The organism is Sphingomonas caseinilytica (assembly GCF_023516455.1).
Classification (GTDB): Bacteria; Pseudomonadota; Alphaproteobacteria; order Sphingomonadales; family Sphingomonadaceae; genus Sphingomicrobium; species Sphingomicrobium caseinilyticum.
The window spans coordinates 1,001,806-1,015,565 of record NZ_JAMGBA010000002.1 but is presented as its reverse complement, the minus strand read 5'-3'; the positions used below and the strand labels follow the sequence as shown (position 1 = coordinate 1,015,565).

The 13,760-nt window shown below is 61.1% G+C and carries 15 protein-coding genes; 1 reads left to right on the top strand and 14 read right to left on the bottom strand.

Annotated elements, in window-relative coordinates:
* Positions 1–82 precede the first annotated feature (82 nt).
* From LZ496_RS11710 to LZ496_RS11700, 3 genes are all read right to left on the bottom strand, one after another.
* Positions 83–2,869, bottom strand: a complete 2,787-nt coding sequence (locus tag LZ496_RS11710) for a M10 family metallopeptidase C-terminal domain-containing protein (RefSeq protein ID WP_249904858.1) — start codon at positions 2,867–2,869, stop codon at positions 83–85.
* An 84-nt stretch (positions 2,870–2,953) separates the two neighbouring features.
* Entirely contained in the window at positions 2,954–3,268 is a 315-nt protein-coding gene (locus tag LZ496_RS11705; protein WP_249904857.1) for a hypothetical protein, read from the bottom strand.
* 242 nt (positions 3,269–3,510) lie between these two features.
* Positions 3,511–4,794 carry a metal-dependent hydrolase family protein gene (locus tag LZ496_RS11700; RefSeq protein ID WP_249904856.1) on the bottom strand — a complete coding sequence of 428 codons (1,284 nt, stop codon included), beginning with the start codon at positions 4,792–4,794 and terminating at the stop codon, positions 3,511–3,513.
* 180 nt (positions 4,795–4,974) lie between these two features.
* Here LZ496_RS11700 and LZ496_RS11695 point away from each other — a divergent pair, with 180 nt between their 5' ends.
* Positions 4,975–5,232 (top strand): hypothetical protein, encoded by a 258-nt coding sequence (locus LZ496_RS11695; protein ID WP_249904855.1) that lies wholly within the window; start codon positions 4,975–4,977, stop codon positions 5,230–5,232.
* A gap of 13 nt (positions 5,233–5,245) precedes the next feature.
* Here LZ496_RS11695 and LZ496_RS11690 read toward each other — a convergent pair whose 3' ends face one another.
* The 11 genes from LZ496_RS11690 to LZ496_RS11640 form a co-directional block, all read right to left on the bottom strand.
* Positions 5,246–5,974, bottom strand: a complete 729-nt coding sequence (locus tag LZ496_RS11690) for a sulfotransferase (RefSeq protein ID WP_249904854.1) — start codon at positions 5,972–5,974, stop codon at positions 5,246–5,248.
* The gene (locus tag LZ496_RS11685) at positions 5,971–6,888 is read right to left on the bottom strand and encodes an aminotransferase class IV (protein ID WP_249904853.1); all 918 of its coding nucleotides are present in this window, start codon (positions 6,886–6,888) and stop codon (positions 5,971–5,973) included. The genes LZ496_RS11690 and LZ496_RS11685 overlap by 4 nt, the downstream gene beginning before the upstream one ends.
* A gap of 43 nt (positions 6,889–6,931) precedes the next feature.
* Positions 6,932–7,519: a hypothetical protein gene (locus tag LZ496_RS11680; protein WP_249904852.1), complete on the bottom strand. Its 588-nt coding sequence runs from the start codon at positions 7,517–7,519 to the stop codon at positions 6,932–6,934.
* Between the two features lie 64 nt (positions 7,520–7,583).
* Positions 7,584–7,985: a cupin domain-containing protein gene (locus LZ496_RS11675; RefSeq protein WP_249904851.1), complete on the bottom strand. Its 402-nt coding sequence runs from the start codon at positions 7,983–7,985 to the stop codon at positions 7,584–7,586.
* An 89-nt stretch (positions 7,986–8,074) separates the two neighbouring features.
* On the bottom strand, positions 8,075–8,416 hold the full coding sequence (locus LZ496_RS11670) for a DUF3140 domain-containing protein (protein WP_249904850.1): 342 nt from the start codon (positions 8,414–8,416) through the stop codon (positions 8,075–8,077).
* Positions 8,417–8,446: 30 nt separating this feature from the next.
* Positions 8,447–9,727 (bottom strand): Xaa-Pro dipeptidase, encoded by a 1,281-nt coding sequence (locus tag LZ496_RS11665; protein ID WP_249904849.1) that lies wholly within the window; start codon positions 9,725–9,727, stop codon positions 8,447–8,449.
* 161 nt (positions 9,728–9,888) lie between these two features.
* Positions 9,889–11,301 carry a dihydrolipoyl dehydrogenase gene (lpdA, locus tag LZ496_RS11660; RefSeq protein ID WP_249904848.1) on the bottom strand — a complete coding sequence of 471 codons (1,413 nt, stop codon included), beginning with the start codon at positions 11,299–11,301 and terminating at the stop codon, positions 9,889–9,891.
* Positions 11,294–11,677 carry an endonuclease domain-containing protein gene (locus LZ496_RS11655; RefSeq protein ID WP_283938005.1) on the bottom strand — a complete coding sequence of 128 codons (384 nt, stop codon included), beginning with the start codon at positions 11,675–11,677 and terminating at the stop codon, positions 11,294–11,296. The genes lpdA and LZ496_RS11655 overlap by 8 nt, the downstream gene beginning before the upstream one ends.
* Positions 11,678–11,745: 68 nt before the next feature.
* On the bottom strand, positions 11,746–12,078 hold the full coding sequence (locus LZ496_RS11650) for an acyl-CoA thioesterase (RefSeq protein ID WP_249904846.1): 333 nt from the start codon (positions 12,076–12,078) through the stop codon (positions 11,746–11,748).
* Positions 12,079–12,123: 45 nt separating this feature from the next.
* Entirely contained in the window at positions 12,124–12,336 is a 213-nt protein-coding gene (locus LZ496_RS11645) for a hypothetical protein (RefSeq protein ID WP_249904845.1), read from the bottom strand.
* Position 12,337: 1 nt separating this feature from the next.
* Entirely contained in the window at positions 12,338–13,663 is a 1,326-nt protein-coding gene (locus LZ496_RS11640; protein ID WP_249904844.1) for a pyruvate dehydrogenase complex dihydrolipoamide acetyltransferase, read from the bottom strand.
* Positions 13,664–13,760: the final 97 nt, after the last annotated feature.

The window sequence follows — 13,760 nt, the reverse complement described above, 5'->3', positions numbered from 1 at the left end:
ACTAGCGAAGAATCGCAACGTCACGGACGTGCGGCCCATTAAGTGGGAATGGCTGTGAGGTCAACCGGAGACCCGGCCACCCTCACATCCACAGGATTTCGGATGGCTGTACGTGCCAGTCGGTGGCGATGACGTTGGCGGCATTGGCGTCGTTGTAGGCAAAGCCGCCATCGGCCTCGCCCAGCCAGTTGGTCATCTGCCCATTGTCCCGGCGCCACAATATGTCGTCGCGGCCGTCGCCGTTGAAGTCGCCAACCCCGGCAATGCGCCAGTCGGTGGCGATGACGTTGGCGGCATTGGCATCGTTGTAGGCAAAGCCGCCATCGGCCTCGCCCAGCCAGTTGGTCATCTGCCCATTGTCCCGGCGCCACAATATGTCGTCGCGGCCGTCGCCGTTGAAGTCGCCAACCCCGGCAATGTGCCAGTCGGTGGCGATGACGTTGGCGGCGTTGGCATCGTTGTAGGCAAAGCCGCCATCGGCCTCGCCCAGCCAGTTGGTCATCTGTCCATTGTCGTTGCGCCACAAAATATCGCTGCGGCCGTCGCCGTTGAAGTCGTTGCGGGCGTCGTTGGACGATGTCTTCAAGGTCAACTGGACCCCGCCGGCCGCCGCCGAGGCAACCAGCATGCCGCTGACCCCAGACAGGGTCAGCGTGCCACCTGTATAGGTCAGGGTTGACCCCGACAGCGAGAAACTGAACCCCGCCAGGCTGGCGTCGCTAATGACAATCCTGTCGCCAACCGCAAAATCGGTGATCGTGTCGCCGTTCAGGCCCGCCGCCGTGTCCCGGAATATATCATTCCCTTCACCGCCGGTAAGCGTGTCCAAGCCCGCCATTCCGGAGAGTATATTGTCGCCGCGATTGCCGGTGATCACGTTCGCTAGATTGTTTCCGGTTCCCGAGAAATCATCGAAAGGTGGTGGTTGCAGCGCCGCGCCGCCGTAGGGATCGTAAATCGGCTGCACGAGGGTGAGATTTTCAACATTCGCGCTGAGCGTGAAATTGGCTTCCGCCATGACCAGGTCGATGCCTTCGCCGGCCGCTTCGATGACCTGGCTAGCCGAATGGCGAACTTCGTATATGTCATTGCCGGATCCGCCATAAAGCTGACTAGATCCCAGCCAGGAACCCTTCAGCGTGTCATTGCCGGCCCCTCCCCAAACCTGGTGGCCGACCTCCCATGCCCAGAGCGTGTCATCGAAATTCGACCCGATGAGCTTCTCGACGCTGATGGTATCGAACCCCGAATTGCCGGTATTGGCGCCGGAACCGTTGGTGACGGCATAGATCGAACCGGCTGCGCCACCGTAATCGACGGTATCGAAGCCGTCCCCGCCGATCATCCAGTCGTTACCCTGGCCCGGGACGAACCGATCGTCTCCACCGTCGCCAAACAAACGATGGTCGCCCGCCCCAGTGCTGATGATAACGTCGTTGCCATCGCCGCCGTTAATTTTGAGCGTAGTCGAGGTGCCGGTGAGCGTATCGCCATATGCGGAGCCGATCAGCCGCTCGAACCCGCTCAACGTGTCGAGGCCTGCTCCAACCGTATTTTGCTGGGCCGTGGTCCTAAGGTCGACTTGCACTGCAGCGGTTGCAGTCTCGTAGGAAACGACATCCTCGCCTGCTCCCCCATTCAAGACATTGTTCGCAGCGTTGCCGATCAGCGTGTCATCGCCGGCCCCGCCAATCGCATTCTCGATACTTACGCCGAAAGCGATGCTGACGTTGCCTTCCTCGCCCAGCACGTTTGAAAAGGTGCCCGGATTGAGGTTGATGAGATGCGATCCGGCCAAACCGGACACATCGATGGTATCGACGCCTCCACTATCGAAAATGCAAAGCGCGCCCATGGTTGACGACCAGCTGGGCCCATAGGTCGTATTGCCTGCCCGGGTTGTCGTTGACAGACCATATAGCATCGACATGGCCAGGATGTCGGCCATCATCGGTGTGACGACATAATTGAAATCGAAGCCTTGGCCTGCAAAGTAAGTATTATCGATCTGGTCGAAGTAAGACATTACGGACAGTGGCCAGCCGTCATTCAAAAAAACGGCCTCGAACGGATAGCTGGCATCGCCATTGTACCCGCCCTGATGACCTAGTCCGAGCGCGTGGCCGATCTCATGGACATATGTCTGAAACGAATAGCCGTTCAGCGACGTCCCATAGTCGGCCAACCAGTCGACGGAAACGTTGACGTGGGAACTGGTAATGATTCCGTTAGACCAAATGCTGTTACTGAACGCCCCTTCCTCATTGTCGTCGAAAGTGATTTGGCCACCTGTTGCAACTTGTACGAATGTAATTCCGATGATGTCCGTCCATGTGGCAAGCGCCGCCAATGCGAGCGTCCGAGCCGGCGCCGTTAGAGCCGTCAGGTTCACCGTTATCGAGCCGCCGGGCGCGACATCGAAATGGCGCGATTCTCCGCCCCAGTAACCGTCAACGAGATAATCGGCGAGTTGATCGACCGTGCCGACTGGAGGAGGCGTATAGGTTTCGACGCTAAGTTGGTAGGTCCCCGTGTAGCCAGGGTAATCAGGGCTATCGGGCGGAGGATCCCACGCCCCAACGTCGATATAATAGGTACCGGTATAGGTAGCGGTAAAACCCAGCAAAGAGTCCCGGTTTATACCAGAAGTGATGTCATCGTTTTCAAAGATGATGTTGCCACTGGAATCCCTTATCCGAAGATAAGGATCGATCAGCGTTAAACCGTCTAGCGCGACGCTGATGGACTGTCCCGCCGTCAATTGAATCTGAAACCAGTCGTGGTCTCCAGCAACTTCGAGGCTATCGGTGACCGTTCCGCCAACCGAAATGCTGCGGGTCGTCGTACTGTTACCCGGAACGTCTACCACATTACCCCCTCGACCAAGCTTTCAGATTTTTCGCTACGGAACTATCGTCAATTATTAGTTATGGCTGCCAATACCTGTATTTTCTCACCGACGGCTCGTCTCTTCCACCCGGCTTGCAATCGCGCTTGCAAACCGCTCGATCGAACCCCGATCCATCACGCGGTCATTAATCGTAATATTGAGGTCGGGCAGGACACGGCCATCAGGCAAGCTGATCCTCGCGGCCAAGGTGTGTGCAGACGGCGATCGAATTTCCACGGCGAAGGGCACGCCGGGCGCGGCGGCGGCGGCGGCAATCTTGACCAGCTCGCACAGACTTGCTGGTCCCCCAGCATCGGCGAGCAACTTCTCCGCGCCAACAACACTGCAGGTCACCGCGCGGCTCTTCGATTGATTCATTCCGTGGGCACCCCCAGTTGCCGAGATCATCGCCAACGCGACGAGAGCCGCAAGATAGTTCGGTGGCAACCCCATACCCCATTTAGCTGAACTCTAGCTTTGATATAATCAGCATAAATATTAAGGGCTTATGAGCAACCGCCAATTCGCATTGATGGAGGATTTCCATCCAGTGGTGCAGAAATGACATTTACCAGGGATGCTTGCAGCACCGCATGGCCGAGGATGAGCCCACTTACGCTTTACCGAACGACCTCATCGCCGCGGACCATGACATAATCGACTTTTTTAAGGACGGTTACGTCCTGAAGGGGATCGCCGGTAACCGCGATCAAATCCGCGCTCTTCCCAGCTTCGATGGTTCCGACTTCGCTCGACAAGCCCAATAGATCCGCTGCGTTTACCGTCGCTGCCTTCAGCGCCTCGACCGGCGGCATCCCATATTTCACCAGAAGCTCGAATTCGTCGGCGTTGCGACCGTGCTTCGAGACGCCTGCGTCCGTTCCGTAGGCAATCTTCACGCCGGCGGGATAGGCCTTCAGAAGCGATTGCCCCGTGATGCCGATACGCCATTCGATCTGCTGCTTGACGGCGCCCGTATAGGCGTTGGGATCCTTGGCCAGCCGCTCAAGATAGCCGTTCACGGTCGAAAGAGTCGGCACATAATAGGTGCCTTTGGCTTTCATCAGCTTGATGATTTCATCGTCCATGACAGTGCCGTGCTCGATCGAGTCCGCGCCGGCTTTAAGTGCAAGCTTGATGCCGTCGGCGCCATGGGCGTGCACCGCAACCTTGCGGCCATAGGCGTGCGCCGTGTCCACGAGCGCCTTCGCCTCATCCTCATACATGCGGGTGGCGAGGCCGGTGCCGCTGTTGACCCCACCGGTCGTTGCAAACTTGATCACGTCCGCGCCGCGATCGATCTGCCGCCTGACCACGCGGCGGCAGCTTTCGACGCTGTCGCAGAGATTTTCGGGATCGGGCAAGTGAGCGACAATCTCGTCATTGAGCGACCCGCGCCCATCCATGTGGCCGCCGGTAGTGGAGATGGACCGGGCTGCATCAACGATACGCGGTCCCTGGACCCAGCCGCGCTTGATGGCTTCCCGAAGTGCCAGCGTATTGCCCTCGTCCCCAAGGTTACGAACGGTGGTAAATCCGGCACGCAGCGTCTTCATGCCGTTCATCTGCGCTTCGAAAGCTTGCAGCGGCTGGTCGTCCCTGAAGTTCGCCAACAAAGCCTGCTCGCCGCCACGATCCGACGACAGGTGGACATGGCTGTCGATCAGTCCGGGAAGCACGGTCTTGTCCTTGAGGTCGACTACCGCGGTGCCTGCCTCCGTCGGCGCAACATAGCCGTCCTGGACGGAAACGATGCGGCCCTGGTCAACGACTACGGTCGAGGGGCCGCGCACCGCCTGTCCCGGAACCGCGATCAGCCTTCCCGCATGAACATAGGTTGGCGCGCCGTTTGCGCCTGTAGCGGCCAGCGCGGCAACCACCGCGCCCGTCCAGAATTTAAGCAATGCCTGACCCCTTCGATGTTTCGCGGCACCTTAAGCCGCGACCGCGACGGTGCAATCTCTGGAAGCGCCGTTTGTCGAAAGATTCGGCGGATCGGCTGCAAGCTCTCGCATCAGATCGCAACTGGAGGTAATCTCCGGGCGTTGGAAGGGCATGCCAGCCTTGTTTCAAGGAGAAACGACATGGCACTCAAGCTATCCGCCATGGCTCTCAGCCTGATCGTTGCTGCCGCCTCGCCGCTGTCGGCAAGTCAGCCCCAAGGGGAACCGAGCGCCAGCGCGCCTGCCGCAGGTCCGGACGCTCTATATTGTCTTCGAGTTGATCCGTTCACGGGCACTCACATTGAGCGGATCAAATGCTGGACGCGCGAGCAGTGGACCGATCAGGGCGTTGATGTCGACTTGGTCTGGGCCAAGGACGGCGTCGAAGTTAAGGGCTGAACCAGACAGGTCTTCAGCGCATGAGGCGGTGCATCGCTAACCGCTCGTAAAATGGCCGGCATTGATCGGCGACGCGCCTCTCCTCGTCGTCGAGTTCGACTTCCTCACGATCCGGCCGGCCGAATCCGGTGCTTGCCGCGACCGCATCGTACCAATGCGATGCCCAGATGCCGTCGGTCTCACGAATTCCGGGCTCCCAAGTCAACATCGCCGGGTCCCACGGAATAGACAGTGCCTGGCACAGCCGCTCAAGCATGGTTGCCGGGTCGCGCAAGATGTCGGCGCTGTCGATCACCGGCGGCGCATGGCCAAGCCGATCCGCTTCACGCTCGAAGAACTCGACCTGGCGCTCCACGCCCAGATGTTCGGGCCGAACCGCGACGCGTTTGGCGGCATAGCTGGCGATGACGCGTTCCGGATCGCGGATAAGGAAGGCGTGGCGCAATCCCGGCAGATCGTCGTGGGAGATCGGACCCACCATGTGGTGGGCCATGTGCTTCTGGTACCAGATCGAAGCCACCGTTGGAGCTGGGCCAGTCATGGCCCGCGCTACGCCGTGCCAGTCGCAATCCATCGATGCCATGACGTCGTCGGCCATCGGCTGAGGGTCGCCCGTTGCCTTGAGATAGGCGCCGTAGAACGGCTCGTCGGAGACGAAGGTGTCCGCTCGGGATCCAAAGCTTCGCATCATCGCCGTGGAAAGGTTTCTTGGGCCCGACCACATCGCGATGCGGATGGTCACGGCCGCTTCTGTTCCGCGACGTCGCGCTCGACCCGGTCCTGGTAAAGCTGCTGAAGCCGAGCGACCATCGGGCCCCGGCATTCCAGCGACCGTCCATCGACTTCGCGAACCGGGACGATGCCGGCGAAGGTTCCGGTGACGAAGGCTTCGTCGGCGCCGTAGACGTCAGTAAGCGAGAAGTCCTTCTCGAACGCCGGAATGCCGGCCTCGCGGCAGACCTCCAGCACCACGTTCCGAGTGATACCGCCGAGGCAATATTTTCCGCTGGAGGTCAACACTTCGCCCTTTCGGACGATGAAGAAATGGGTCGAATTGCAGGTCGCGACGAAGCCGTGCGGATCGAGCATCAGGCCCTCGTCCGCACCGGCCTGCGTCGCCTGGATGCGGGCAGTGATGCAGTTGAGCTTGGAATGGCTGTTGATCTTCTGGTCCTGCACCGCAGGATCTCCGCGCCGGACATGGACCGTGAACAGCTTCAGGCCCCGCTCGTAAACCGCCGGATCCGGTTCCTTATATTCGGGAATGATGACGATGGTTGCGGGCGACACCACGACGCGGGGATCCTGGTAAGGGGTCGAGCGGACGCCGCGCGTGACCATCAGGCGGATATGGACGCCTTCATCCATCTTGTTGGCATCGAGCGTTTCATAGAGGCGCTGCACCAGCTCTTCGCGCGACAGGCCGATATCCATCGCGATCGCCTTGGCGCCTTCGAACAGGCGGTCGAGGTGGCGATCGAGGAAGGCCATTCGCCCCTTGTGGACACGAAGCCCTTCCCACACTCCGTCGCCAAGCATGAAGCCGGAATCGAAAACAGACACGACCGCTTCTGGGCGAGGTTTCAGCTCTCCGCTGACATTGATGAGGATCGAGGCGTTTCGGGGGTCCGAAACGTCGTGCATCGATTGGGCCATGGGAGGAGCGTGGAGCGGCGGCGCCGCCTTTGCAAGCTACCCCTTAAAGCTGCCCCCGGCGGCCGAACCCCTGACGCGGCATTCGGTGGAATGGATCCGGCTCGAACAGCGGCGCCACATGGGTTTGGGTCACTTGCTCGACGAACACCGGTTCGGCGACGACCGGTTCCGTATCCGCGACTTGTTTGACCTTGGTCTTCTTCGGCGCACCAGAGGTTCGGCGGCTTGCCTTGCGAGGTGCCTTTTCCGGCGCAGCCTCGTCCTCATGGACGGCAAGCGGTTCGACCGGTTGGACCTGCGCTTCGCCAAATTCGGTCAAGCGGGGATCGAGTTCCAGTGCGTCAACCATTTCCCTGACCGTCGGCTCTGGTGCAAAGACCTCGCTGGCCACTGCCAGGTTAGCCTCTCCCGCCGGCGTGAAGTCTATCCGTTGCGGCTCAACCGCCACGGACGGATCGCGCCGGAAGAGGTCAAAGAAGTGAACGAGGGCGTAGAGGGTCGCAACGCCGGCAGAGGCCAGCAGCGCCGATGCGCCGGTTTGCAGCCATGCCCCACCACAGGACGCTGCGATTCCCATTGCGCAGAGGACCTCGAAAAAGATCCGTCCACGTGACGGCTGAAAGCTGTGCATAGGCCTTCTCCTGTGCGGGAGCCTATGCTTCGCGCCCTACATATTGGTTGACGAACAAGCTTAATTACTCGGTCGTACCCCCGTCCCACTCCTCTTCATGATGGCGGGCGTCGGCCTCTTCCTTGGTCGACTGGACGATCCCGTCCTTATGCTCAGGCGGACCATAGAGGGTGTAGAGCTTCAGCGGCGCGTCACCGGTGTTGCGCACATTGTGCCTGGATCCGGCTGGAACGACGATCGCGCTTCCGTCGACGACGTCGTAGCTATTGTCGTCGATGTCGACCTGGCCATTGCCTTCCTCGAAACGGAAGAACTGGTCGCGGTCTTCATGAACCTCCGCGCCGATGTCGCAGCCCGGCGGCAGGCTCATGAGCACCAGCTGCAGATGCTTGCCGGTGTAAAGGACGCGGCGAAAATCGTCGTTGCCGGTCGTCTGCTGCTCGATATCGTCGTGGTAGCCCTTCATGCCGATCCTCCCGAGGCTCGCGTATCCGAAGCTAAATGGCCCTTCGGCGAACTGGTTCAATCAGAAATTATCGATGACGGTGATCGGGGTTAATCCCGGCAAGGATCATGTCCCCAATTCATCAGCGAATAGCGCCAACGGGAGGTGTAGATGTTTTCCGGCCGCTGGGCACAGTGCCGGCGAACAAAGCCGACCACTTTTCGCATATGCGCATAGTCGTCGTCCGATAGCTCGCCCTGCTTCTTGCCCAACAGCTTCACGATCCGCCGGCCGCTGGCGTGACCGACGCTCTCGGCGGCATCGCCATCCTTGCCTTTGAAGCCGACCTTCCGGCTTTCGTCGGTCTTTAGCCAATCGCCCAGTTCCGAAGCGGTCATGTTGACCGCTTCGGCGAACTCGCTGCGGACCTTGGCCTTGTCGATTGCCGCCATCCATCCTCAACCGGCCTCGAGGCCGAAGGTTCAGTGCGCCTTCTGGATCTGCTTCCCGCCGAGGATAACCGCGTCCGGAGCCTCGAGCAGCCGGACATTGGCCGTCGGATCGCCGGTCACCGCGACCATATCGCCGAAGCGACCTACGGCGATGGCGCCGACGTCGCCGGTCTTGCCGAGCGCTTCCGCTGCATTGCGGGTCGCGGCCTGGATCGCCTGAAGCGGCGTCATTCCATATTCGACCATCACGGCGAACTGCTGACCGACCATCGAGTGCGGCATCACGCCCGCGTCCGACCCGAAAACCATCCGAACACCTGCGGCGTTTGCTTTGCGGAAATTGTCCCGCTGTATCTGGCCGATCTCGCGATCCTTGCGGATATTCTCCTCAAGCTCGCCATTCTTGCGGCCTTCGGCCTGGGTATAGTCCGTGTTCTTGATGTCCATCGAGAACCAGACCGGGCGCGCCCGCGCCTTGGCCAGGCGAATGCTCTCGTCGTCGAGCAGGCTGACATGTTCGATCGTGTCGATGCCCGCGCGGATCGCGGCGTTGATCCCGGAGGCGCCGTGGGCGTGGGCCGCGACGCGAAGGCCCTGCATATGCGCCTCGTCGGCGATTGCCCGCAGCTCCTCCTCGGTCAGCTGCTGCTGCCCCGGCGTATCGCCGCGCGAGAAGACGCCGCCGGTCGCGCAAACCTTGATCACTTCCGCGCCGAACTTGCGCTGTCGGCGGACCTGGTACTTCAGCTCCTCCGGGCTATCGCCGATGCCCTCTTCCTTGTGATCTTTCTGCGCGCTCGGCGGCAAATAGGTGTCATCGCAATGGCCACCGGTTGCGCCCAGCGCATTTCCAGCCGGGACAATACGCGGGCCGACGACATAGCCGGCCTCGATCGCCTGCTTCAGCCCGACGTCCGCCCATTGGCCCGATCCGACGACGCGCATCGTGGTGAAGCCGCCGTCGAGCATGTCGCGCGCGGTGCTGGTGGCAACCACCGGCCAGAAGCTGTCGGTATATTCGAGGAAGCGATAGCCGCCGATGTCGGCCGGTCCCAAATGAGTGTGCATGTCGATCAGCCCGGGGACCAATGTCTTGCCCGCAAGATTGATGTGCTTGACCTCGGCGCCCCAGCGCACCGTCTGCGCGTCGGCAATCGATGTGATCCGTCCCATGTCGTCGACGAAGATCGCCGGATGCTCGACATATTTGCCGGTCTGAACGTCAAGATAGCGATCGGCGGTAACGACCGTCGCCGCATTCGCAGTGGACGCGATCAGAGCGCCAATCAGGCCAGCAACAAGCTTCTTCATCCCCACCCCCATTTTCTCGAATCTTCACTAATCTTCGCACTGACGTGCGTTAAAATCGACTGCGCCCAAAGCAAGTCGAAGCGCTTGGACATTACACGGCGATGCGTTGCACGGAATTGCAGCTGTAGGACAGAGTTTTCGTTCCGGACCTTTACCGGTCTTCAGATGTGCAGCACCCGCCCGAATGCCGCGAGAACGCTTTCGTGCATCGTCTCGCTGATCGTCGGATGCGGATATACGGTGTTGATGAAGTCCGTCTCGACCAGCTCCGCCGTCTTTCCGACCGTGTAGCCCTGAATCAATTCGGTCACTTCAGCACCGATCATGTGCGCGCCGAGAAGTTCGCCGGTCTTGGCGTCGAACACCGTCTTCACGAAGCCTTCGACCTCGCCCAGCGCGATTGCCTTGCCGTTGCCGATGAAGGGGAATTTGCCGACCTTCACTTCATGGCCGGCTTCCTTGGCCTTGGCCTCGGTCAGGCCGACGCTTGCAACCTGCGGGTGGCAGTATGTGCAGCCCGGGATGTTCGTCGGATCCATCGCGTGCGGATGGACGTCCTTGTTGCCCAGCGCCTGCGCGATCGCCTCGACCGCGATGATCCCTTCATGGCTGGCCTTATGCGCCAGCCAGGGCGGCGCAGTGACGTCGCCGATCGCCGAGATGCCTGGCACATTGGTTCGGCACATGGCGTCGGTGTCGATATGGCCCTTGGTGGTTTTCACGCCCAGCTTCTCGATCCCGATATTTTCGGTGTTGGGAGCAATCCCGACCGCGACGATACAGTGCGAGAAGCGCTTCTCCTCCACCTTGCCGTCCTTGGTCTTGATCTTCGCCGCGACGCCCTTGGCATCGGCCTTCAGGCTTTCGACGCCGGCCGAGGTCAACAATGTCATGCCCTGCTTGGCGAGGCTCTTGGCGAGGAAGTCGCTGACTTCCGAATCCTCGACCGGAACGACGCGGTCGAGCATTTCAACCACGGTCACCTTGGCGCCCATGTCGTTGTAGAAGCTTGCGAACTCGATCCCGATCGCGCCGGAGCCGATGACCAGCAACTCGGTCGGCATCTCGGCGGGCGTCATCGCGTGGCGGTAGGTCCAGATCTTCTTGCCGTCCGACTGCGCAAAGGGGAGCTCGCGGGCGCGGGCGCCCGTGGCGATAATGATGTGCTTGGTCGCAAGCTCGGATTTCTTGCCGTCAGCGGTCACGGTCATCTTGCCCGGCGCGGTGATTTCGCCGACGCCCATGTAGACCGTGATCTTGTTCTTTTTCATCAGGTGCGTGACGCCCTGATTAAGCTGCTTTGCCACGCCGCGGCTGCGCGCGACGATCTTGGCGAGATCCGGCTTCACCTCGCCCGCGACCAGGCCGAAGCTGTCGGCGTGGCGCATGTGGTGCAGCATCTCTCCGGAGCGAAGCAAAGCCTTTGTCGGGATGCAGCCCCAGTTGAGGCAGATGCCGCCCAAATTCTCGCGTTCGACGATCGCGGTCTTGAGGCCAAGCTGGGCCGCGCGGATCGCGGCGACATAGCCGCCGGGACCGGAGCCGAGGACGATGAGGTCGTAGGTATCAGCCATTGAATGCTCCGTTGGCCCCTCTCCCCTCGCGGGAGAGGGGTTGGGGAGAGGGGGCGGCCCGGAGAGCTGACAAGATCAGCTCTCCGACGCCTTCCTCATTCGTGAAAAGGTCATTGTTCCAAATGCGAATGATTCGGAAGCCTTGGGCACGCAAATAGGCATCGCGCTCCATATCTGTCGCATTGTCCAAATGCTGACTGCCATCCAGCTCAATAATCAACCGTTGAGACAGACAAATGAAGTCCGCGATGTAGAAATCGACGGGAGCTTGCCGCCGGAATTTATAACCGGCGAACCTCTTCGCACGAAGAATCTGCCAAAGCCTGTGCTCTGCCTCAGTTGGGGCCGAGCGCATCGTCTTCGCGCGGCTGCGCAACACCCGCCCCCTCTCCCTGGCATCGCTGCGCGATGCCTTTCCCTCTCCCGCGAGGGGAGAGGGACCACTCATGCGCCGATCTCCCGAGGCTGGTTGTTTTCGTCGAGGGCGACGAAGGTGAGTTCACCTTCCGCCACCAGCTTTTCCCCATCGCCGTCGCGTTCGCGCGCGATGGCTTCCGCCTTGAGTTTCAGCGACGTCCGTCCCTGCTTCAGCAGATTGACATAGATGCTAAGCTCGTCGCCGACCGCCATTGCACCAGGAAACTTGAGTTGGTCCGCGGCAACCAGGATGGCCTTGCCGCCGGTGTGGCGCGACGCGAAGGAGCCGCAGGCGAGGCCCATCTGGCCCATCAGCCAGCCGCCGAATACCCCGCCATAGGGATTGGTATCGGAGGGCATTGCGGTCACGCGAATGAGTGGCGTGCGATCAATCATTCCGCCGTCTCAGCGGCTGTGCCAGTTGAAGAACATCCGCAAGGCGATTGCGGAGCCCACGAAGAGCGGGACCGAGAATAGAAGCCCTGGCGATCCGGCCACTGGCCTTATGGTCCCCCATTTGGTCCAGCCGGCCATCCAGACCCCATCCTGTCCGCCGAAAAACATCGGCAAGACGAAGCCCAGGATCGCACCCAGGAGGAGAGCGGGGAGCCACTTCATGTCAGGCCACCAGTGCCAGCGGACTTTCGACCAACTCCTTGAATAATTTCATCAGCCGCGCCCCGTCGGCGCCGTCGATGGCGCGGTGGTCGAAGCTTCCGGTGGCGCTCATCACGGTTGCGATCTGCAAGCTGTCGTCGATGACGTAGGGCCGCTTTTCGCCTGCGCCGATGGCCATGATCATCGCTTGCGGCGGATTGATGACCGCTTCGAAATGCTTGATCCCGAACATGCCCATGTTGCTCAAGGAGGCAGTGCCGCCCTGATATTCATGCGGCTGGAGCTTTCCTTCCTTCGCCCGGGCGGCAAGGTCGGCCATTTCCTTGCTGATCGCCGAAATCGCCTTGTTGCCGGCGTCGACGATGATCGGCGTGATGAGGCCGTTGGGAATGCTGACCGCGACCGAAATATCGGCGCGGTTATATTTGATCAGCTGATCGCCGCCGAAGCTGACGTTGCATTCCGGAACTTCGATCAGCGCCAGCGCAAGCGCCTTGATCAGCATGTCGTTGACCGACAGCTTCACCCCGCGGCTGGCGAGGCCGGCGTTGAGCTCGGTGCGAAGCTTCAGCAGCGCGTCGAGGTTCGCATCGAGCGTCAGATAGATGTGCGGGATCTGCTGCTTCGATTCCGTCAGGCGCCGAGCGATCGTCTTGCGCATGTTGGAGAGCTTGACCGCCTCATGCGGGATATCGAGCGGCTCGACATGTGCCGGGGCCGGAGCGGCGGCAGGTGCCGGCGCCGCCGCGGTCGGGGCAGGAGCAGCCATGGCGCCGCCAGCCGCGGTTCCGAGGTCGGCGCGGACAATCCGTCCACCGGGTCCCGAACCCTTCAGCGTCGAAAGATCGATACCCTGCGCCTCGGCGAGGCGGCGGGCCAGTGGCGAAGCCTTGATGCGGTCCCCGCTGTCGGTCTTCGGCGCGGGAGCGGCCGGCGTCGGCGAGGCAGCCGGCGTTTCGCCTCCGCCTTTTGCCGGCGGTGCGGCCTGCACCTTCGGTTCTTCCACCTTGGGCGGAGGTGCCGCTTCAGCCTTCGGCGGCGGCGAGGCGGCGGAAACAGATGCGCTTTGGTTGCTAGCATCTTCGCCTTCTCCGGCCAGGATGGCGATCGGCGTTCCGACCTTCACGCCGTCCGAGCCTTCGGGAATCAGGATCTTGGCAATCTTGCCCTCATCGACGGCTTCGAATTCCATCGTTGCCTTGTCGGTTTCGATTTCGGCCAGGATATCGCCCGAAGATACCGTGTCCCCTTCCTTGACCAGCCACTTGGCCAGCGTCCCTTCTTCCATCGTCGGCGACAGGGCGGGCATCTTCAGTTCGATGGACATGGGCTCTCTCGGGCTGCGTGTCGGGACTCGACCGGCACAAAGGCCAAAGCGGCCATTCGGTCAAGTCGAATAAGCTTGCCAGTGACATTGACTTGCA

Excerpts from the sequence above, each read along its gene's own strand:
- LZ496_RS11705 (WP_249904857.1), bottom strand. The coding sequence starts at position 3,268 with ATGAATCAATCGAAGAGCCGCGCGGTGACCTGCAGTGTTGTTGGCGCG.
- LZ496_RS11695 (WP_249904855.1), top strand. The coding sequence starts at position 4,975 with ATGGCACTCAAGCTATCCGCCATGGCTCTCAGCCTGATCGTTGCTGCC.
- LZ496_RS11685 (WP_249904853.1), bottom strand. The coding sequence starts at position 6,888 with ATGGCCCAATCGATGCACGACGTTTCGGACCCCCGAAACGCCTCGATC.
- LZ496_RS11680 (WP_249904852.1), bottom strand. The coding sequence starts at position 7,519 with ATGCACAGCTTTCAGCCGTCACGTGGACGGATCTTTTTCGAGGTCCTC.
- LZ496_RS11675 (WP_249904851.1), bottom strand. The coding sequence starts at position 7,985 with ATGAAGGGCTACCACGACGATATCGAGCAGCAGACGACCGGCAACGAC.
- LZ496_RS11670 (WP_249904850.1), bottom strand. The coding sequence starts at position 8,416 with ATGGCGGCAATCGACAAGGCCAAGGTCCGCAGCGAGTTCGCCGAAGCG.
- LZ496_RS11665 (WP_249904849.1), bottom strand. The coding sequence starts at position 9,727 with ATGAAGAAGCTTGTTGCTGGCCTGATTGGCGCTCTGATCGCGTCCACT.
- lpdA (WP_249904848.1), bottom strand. The coding sequence starts at position 11,301 with ATGGCTGATACCTACGACCTCATCGTCCTCGGCTCCGGTCCCGGCGGC.
- LZ496_RS11650 (WP_249904846.1), bottom strand. The coding sequence starts at position 12,078 with ATGCCCTCCGATACCAATCCCTATGGCGGGGTATTCGGCGGCTGGCTG.
- LZ496_RS11645 (WP_249904845.1), bottom strand. The coding sequence starts at position 12,336 with ATGAAGTGGCTCCCCGCTCTCCTCCTGGGTGCGATCCTGGGCTTCGTC.
- LZ496_RS11640 (WP_249904844.1), bottom strand. The coding sequence starts at position 13,663 with ATGTCCATCGAACTGAAGATGCCCGCCCTGTCGCCGACGATGGAAGAA.